Annotated in this window: 6 protein-coding genes; 1 reads left to right on the forward strand and 5 read right to left on the reverse strand. The window is 52.4% G+C overall.

The annotated features are described in order from the left end of the window. Positions 1–18: 18 nt before the first annotated feature. From BOW53_RS12280 to BOW53_RS12290, 3 genes are all read right to left on the reverse strand, one after another. A complete protein-coding gene (locus tag BOW53_RS12280; RefSeq protein ID WP_078488265.1) occupies positions 19–315 on the reverse strand; it encodes a hypothetical protein in 297 nt (98 codons plus the stop codon). A 7-nt stretch (positions 316–322) separates the two neighbouring features. Beyond that, positions 323–745, reverse strand: coding sequence for a YbhB/YbcL family Raf kinase inhibitor-like protein (locus BOW53_RS12285; protein WP_078488266.1), 423 nt, complete (start codon positions 743–745; stop codon positions 323–325). A gap of 120 nt (positions 746–865) precedes the next feature. Continuing rightward, positions 866–1939, reverse strand: coding sequence for a ChaN family lipoprotein (locus BOW53_RS12290; RefSeq protein ID WP_172838897.1), 1074 nt, complete (start codon positions 1937–1939; stop codon positions 866–868). A gap of 337 nt (positions 1940–2276) precedes the next feature. On the opposite strand from BOW53_RS12290, the gene BOW53_RS12295 reads away from it, so the two are divergent. Beyond that, positions 2277–4340: a M1 family metallopeptidase gene (locus tag BOW53_RS12295; RefSeq protein ID WP_078488268.1), complete on the forward strand. Its 2064-nt coding sequence runs from the start codon at positions 2277–2279 to the stop codon at positions 4338–4340. Between the two features lie 234 nt (positions 4341–4574). Here the strand turns inward: BOW53_RS12295 and BOW53_RS12300 are convergent, their stop codons facing one another. Together BOW53_RS12300 and BOW53_RS14000 are read right to left on the reverse strand one after the other, a co-directional pair. Next, entirely contained in the window at positions 4575–5525 is a 951-nt protein-coding gene (locus BOW53_RS12300; RefSeq protein ID WP_078488269.1) for an alpha/beta hydrolase, read from the reverse strand. A gap of 117 nt (positions 5526–5642) precedes the next feature. Then, positions 5643–5900 (reverse strand): tetratricopeptide repeat protein, encoded by a 258-nt coding sequence (locus tag BOW53_RS14000; protein ID WP_135607106.1) that lies wholly within the window; start codon positions 5898–5900, stop codon positions 5643–5645. Positions 5901–5922: the final 22 nt, after the last annotated feature.

Below are 5922 nucleotides of genomic sequence, written 5' to 3' on the forward strand. Positions count from 1 at the left end.
ACCAGGACGTCCGGGGCACTAATAGGTTGTCGAAGGCCGAGTCGATTTTGGGGACTTGGATGTCCCAAAATCTTTCACGAGGTCGAAGACTCGCTTGCACTGGTTTTTGATCAGTTTTCTGGGCTGTGAGAAAGGAAAGTCCATCCCGGCAATCCATGGACCGGCCTGGTAAAGCCACTTCTCGAATGCGTCAAGGGAGGTCAACTCCTCGATGCACTCCAGCGCCAGGAGATCACCCTCCAGGCGACACACGGCGCAGGTAATCGGCTTTGACTTACGGGGCGCACTGGTGAAGTCGACACCAAAGATCTGCACTGGACGCTTATCTCTTCTGGTAAGTCCCCATCAACTCCGTCATGCCGAGGATATGCCCTCCCATTGCATCCACCACCTGTGCCTTGGTGGGTTTCCCCAGATCAGGCAGTGTTGTATCTAGCGCGTAGAGCTTGAAAAAGTAGCGATGCCGCCCAATAGGTGGACAGGGACCGCCATAACCGGTGCGTCCCCAATCGTTGACACCCTCCAGGGTGCCATCCGGCAATTGAGAAACGGCCTCAGGCAGACCACTCGCGGTAGCAGGCAGGTTATAGAGCACCCAGTGGACCCACGTCATTTTGGGAGCTGCGGGATCCGGGGCATCCGGATCGTCCACGATCAGCACCAGGCAGGCGGTGCCTTCGGGGAGTCCATTCCAGGAGAGTTGTGGTGACAGGTCCTTGTCATCACATGTGTAGAGCGAAGGTATCCCGCCCTGGTTTACAAAGACGGAGAGGTTATCTCGAAACTCACAATTCTCTCCTCCAGGTTCTGTATATCACAGAAGCATGGTAGGGAAATTCATTTTAGGCAAGAGTTCCCGACAGTTTTATTTGCCCAGGGGGAATTCAAATGCCAACTCTTCATCACCCAGCAGGAAACCTTTGCGCAGAACCTTCATGCTTACCCTGTCCCCAGGCATCTTGCCGGTAAGCAGTACCTTGATCTCACCCGGTGTCCTGACATCTTCCCCTTGAAAAACAAGGATCACGTCATCCTTTTCCAGGCCGGCCTGTTGGGCTGCGCTCTCTTCGATGACCCCAGCGACACGTACGCCTTTTTCAGCCTTATCCAGAAACAGACCCATAAGACCCTGCTGAGGCAGGCTCGCCATTTGAGGATAGATCATGAAATCAGTCACACCGGGTAAAACGGGCCTGTTGTCCCCAGGCAGGATAATGGCCGAGGTCACCTGTACTCTTCGATCCACCCGATTCGGAATACCGGAGCCGTACATCAGGTGCCCGCCACCGGCCAAGACAACCAGCTTTTTGTCCGGATGCGCCTCAAGGTAACGGGCAGCGCTTTCCGCCATGCTTTCGTCCCACAGCAATTGAACCTCGACAAAGCGTTCGAAATCCCTGTTGCCACGTGCCATGTGCTGGATAAAAATCTGCTTCAAGCGGGCTCTGTATTCGACATCCGGTTTATCTATCTCGGCCGGAATAGCCGCTCTCTCTTCGGCATTCAGCCCATCGATACCCACTTCCGAGACCCGGCCTTTCAACTCTGCGGTGACATTCATTGCCACCAGTGGAATGGCATGTTCCCGGGCATAGTCCAGAATCGGTTTGTAGAGCCGGTAGTCAAAGCGCCAACGGTCGTACCACTCGGTACGGCGAAGCATCTCGTGTTCATCCGTCTCGCCGGAGATGAAGGTGTCCAGGTGTGGCTGATAGGGCTGCTGGAACATCTCCATACCGATGGCAATATCAGGGTCACGTTGGTGCAGCCCCTTGATGATCTCCAACTGCGCCAGGTGGTGGCCATAGTTGTCATGGATCTCGCCTACATAGACCACCCGGGTTTCATCGAGCTGGGAAACCACGGCATCGAGATCCAGGTTGTTTCGAAGATCCAACGCACTCAATGCCGGCTGCTCCGGAGATTCGTTATTGACCATAGCCTGCTCCCCGACAGGGTGTCCTTTCACACTGTGAGCATGAGGGTGATGCTGGCTTGCGGTACTGCTGCATGCGGTGAGAACAATGGCAGCACATCCTAAGGTAATGGCACTGAAACAGCGTTTGATTGTCATAGAGATATCCATTGGTCGAATTGTTGTTCAAGCTAGAGACCGATAAATACAGAAATGATTCCCAATACACATCATTACAACCACAAAGATCGTCAAAGAATTGATTATTACCAAGTACAGTGTAATAAATGGCAGCTATGCTGGGATGAATCTACTATACCGACAGTATCAAGGTAACCGGATGAATTTACGAGAGCTTTTTATGCATCGGAATTTATTCCTTAACCTCGCCATCCTGATATTTCTACTTCCTTTTAATGTTCTGGCCGACATCCAGACCATACACCACAACCTTCAGATGACGATCAATCCTGGGGAGGGTACGCTGCAGGCAGAAGACAGGCTCACGCTACCGACCGCCACATCTGAAGTCGAATTTCTATTACATGCAGGTCTTGAAGTTACCCCTCTCACCCATGGTGCCCGCATCCAGTTGATCGAAGAGATCCAGTCCAGCGTACGGGTCAAGCGTTATAAAGTCATACTGCCGAAGCCCGCAACAGAAGTGGCTGTCGGCTACCAGGGCGCCATTAAGCACAAAATGAGGCGTATCAGCCAGGGTTACGCCGGTGGTCGGGAGGCTACCGCCGGGGTTATATCGGAAAAAGGGGTCTTCCTCGGCCTGAGCAGCTTCTGGTATCCAGCCATTGATTTCTACCCCATCAGCTTTGACCTGGACGCCAGGCTGCCAGAAGGCTGGAGCACCGTCAGCCAGGGCGTGCAAGACGAAAAGGGAGTCTGGCGTGGACAGTCACCACAGGACGAGATCTACCTGGTAGCCGGGCGTTATCACCGTTACACAAAACCCGGTAATGTAGCTGAATCCCAGGTCTACCTCTCGACACCCGATGAGAAATTGGCCGAGAGATACCTTAAAGCGACCCAGGAGTATCTCTCCCTCTACCAGCGCCTTCTGGGGCCCTATCCCTACAAGAAGTTCGCCCTGGTGGAGAACTTCTGGGAGACAGGATACGGCATGCCCTCCTTTACCCTCTTGGGCCCAAAGGTCATCAGACTGCCCTTCATCATTGTCACCTCCTATCCCCACGAGATCCTTCACAACTGGTGGGGCAACAGCGTCTTCGTGGACTATCAAACCGGCAACTGGAGTGAAGGACTCACCTCCTACCTGGCAGATCACCTGATGAAGGAGCAGGCTGGCAATGGCGCCCAGTATCGCCGCGACACCCTGCAGAGCTATGCCGATTACGTTGCAAAGGCTGAAGACTTCCCTCTGACAGCGTTTCGGGGCAATCATGGCCAGGTCAGTCAGGCGGTGGGTTACGGCAGGACCCTGATGTTCTTCCATATGCTGCGGCAGAAACTGGGGGACGATCTTTTTGTCGCAGGACTGCGCCGCTTCTATCGGGACAACCTGTTTCGGGTTGCCGGCTTCGATGACATCCGAAAAGCCTTCGAAGCTGTCAGTGAAGAGAATCTGGAAGCAGCGTTCAAACAGTGGACGGGGCGCACAGGAGCCCCCGCCTTTGCTGTGAAAGATATCAAGGTCACGCAATTCGGGATCAGATACACAGTGAGCGGACGCATTGAACAGACCCAGGACGGCGCACCTTTTAGCGTCTCGATTCCGGTCTTCACACAGGTGGAGGAGCACGACAGCTTGATCAGGCGCAGTATAGAAGTCTCTGAGCGTTCCGCGACATTCAAATTGTCATTCAAGAAACGCCCCCTGCGCATGCGCTTCGATCCCCGTTTCGATATCTTCCGGCAGCTCGACCCCAGCGAAATACCCAGCAGCTTCGGGCAGCTGTTCGGTGCGAAAAAAGTCACCTTTGTACTCCCTGCGGACGCCACAAGAACCATTCGACGCGCCTATGAGCAAATGGCTGAACACTGGGCAGATGCAGACAATAGTATTGAGATCACCTGGGATGCGGATATCGAAAGCCTGCCGAAAGACAGGGCCGTCTGGCTATTGGGAGCATCCAACAGTTTCGCAAACCTGTTTGACGCACATATCAGGGAGAACAGCATTGCGATCAATAACGAACTGTTTGAACTGGACAACTTCAGCGCCGCCCTCACCCGGAGGCACCCCGAAAACAGTGACTTAACCCTGGGACTCATCACCCTGCATGACCGGGATGCCGTTAAAGGCATGGTCCGCAAGCTGCCTCATTACAGTAAATACAGCTATACCGTTTTCGATGGATACCAACTGGCGAACAAGGCAAAGGGCCAATGGCCAACAGAGAACTCCGCCCTGACCGTTGTACTGGATGAAAGTGCTGAGTATCCGGAATAAAAAATCCCTCCCCGCAAGCCCATAACGGCAGTACTGGAGCCAAAAGACGAGGATGACAAGGCAGTGGCAGATGACGAGGAGTGTTAACTGTAGCTACCCTGTCCGCACTGACAGTGTGCGCCAGATCATGCAGCCCTATGAGCGATCGAATTCGATCATCAAAACGAAAACCGCACACGACCACCTTCGAATATCAGCAGGTCTTCAATGAAATCGAACAGACAGCCATTGAGATTAAAACCTGATATCCCGAAAGAACTCGATAGCCTGCTCCACCGCATCATCAGAATTCAAGTCAAGAAAAAAGTGTCCTGAGCCTTCGATTATAACGAGTCGCGTCCGTTCACCGTCCACAAAAGGTTTTACCAGGCGATTAAGATCGGGCATCCGGTTATCCTCACTTGCAGCAATGAACAGCGTTGGTTTCTTGGCTGCTTTCATGAGGTTCGGAAGCAAGCGTTCCGGGGGTACCCGGTAGTAGCTGACGAAAGAAGCTGTACTCACTGTAGCCCTTGGGCAATAGAGGAAGTCTACATTCTCCATTAACGTATCTCCCTTTCCTGCCGCAACCAGAAGCTCGGCACGCGCTAGAATGCTGTTCAGTTCCTTGCCATACCGGATCTTGTAGCCACCTGGACTCCACATCCTGTGATCTGCCGTTCCAGGTCCCAGCAGTACGACGCCCTTGATGGCATCTTCATCATTATTTGCGGCGTAACGGGCAATCTCATTACCACCGTAGGAGTGCCCAAACAGTATCAATTTCGTGACACCCTGCTCCTTGAGCCAATTAACCCATGCACCAATCTCATCAAGAGACCGATTCAACGTATAACGATGAGGCTCCATGCAGTCGAAGGGACCATGGCGATCATCGATTTCCAAGCTGTAATTGATGGCGAGTGAATTATAGCCATGTTGTTTGAACAGTTCCTGAACATAAGGCATGGGTTCTCGTCCATTGTGCTGGATCAATGAATGGGTAATGAGAATCAGGCCATCGGCCACAGCCTTTCCATCTGCAAGAACAAGCATGCCATTGAGTGTTTTGCCTCTGAATTCCTGCCTGACCTCTCCTGCACTGGCCGCTGAGTGGACATCAACACCTATGGCTATTATCGAAATCACGATAAGTCTGAAGATAGCTTTCGGCACAAGAGACAGCAGTGGATTCATCTTTGCCATTGGTTCTACCTCGTCGTCCTGGGTTTTAAATATCCATTATTGCCACTTACCACTCCGGTACCTCTGCCTTACGAAGACCTCCAAGGAATGTTCCCTATCACTCTCCACTTTGAACGGTCAATGCTCACGCGCATAGGCAATGGTAAAAGATACAAGCTTGTCTCGGTTCTGAAGACCATTAAGGGTCGTTAGTGTTGTTTTGGCTTTCTCGACATGACCCATTGAACCATAGGCAGAAATCAATGCCATCCATGCGAGGCGGTTTTCCGGACTGTGATGAGTCGCTTCTTCCAGTGATGATATCGCGTCATCAAAAGCGCCCTTAAGGAGATGCGCCTTCCCTAAGGCAACTCTGATTAATTTCGAAAATCGTATACCATCGACCTATTGATCTCCA

Origin of the sequence: Solemya velesiana gill symbiont (assembly GCF_002020805.1) — a bacterium.
GTDB lineage: Bacteria > Pseudomonadota > Gammaproteobacteria > Chromatiales > Chromatiaceae > Sedimenticola_A.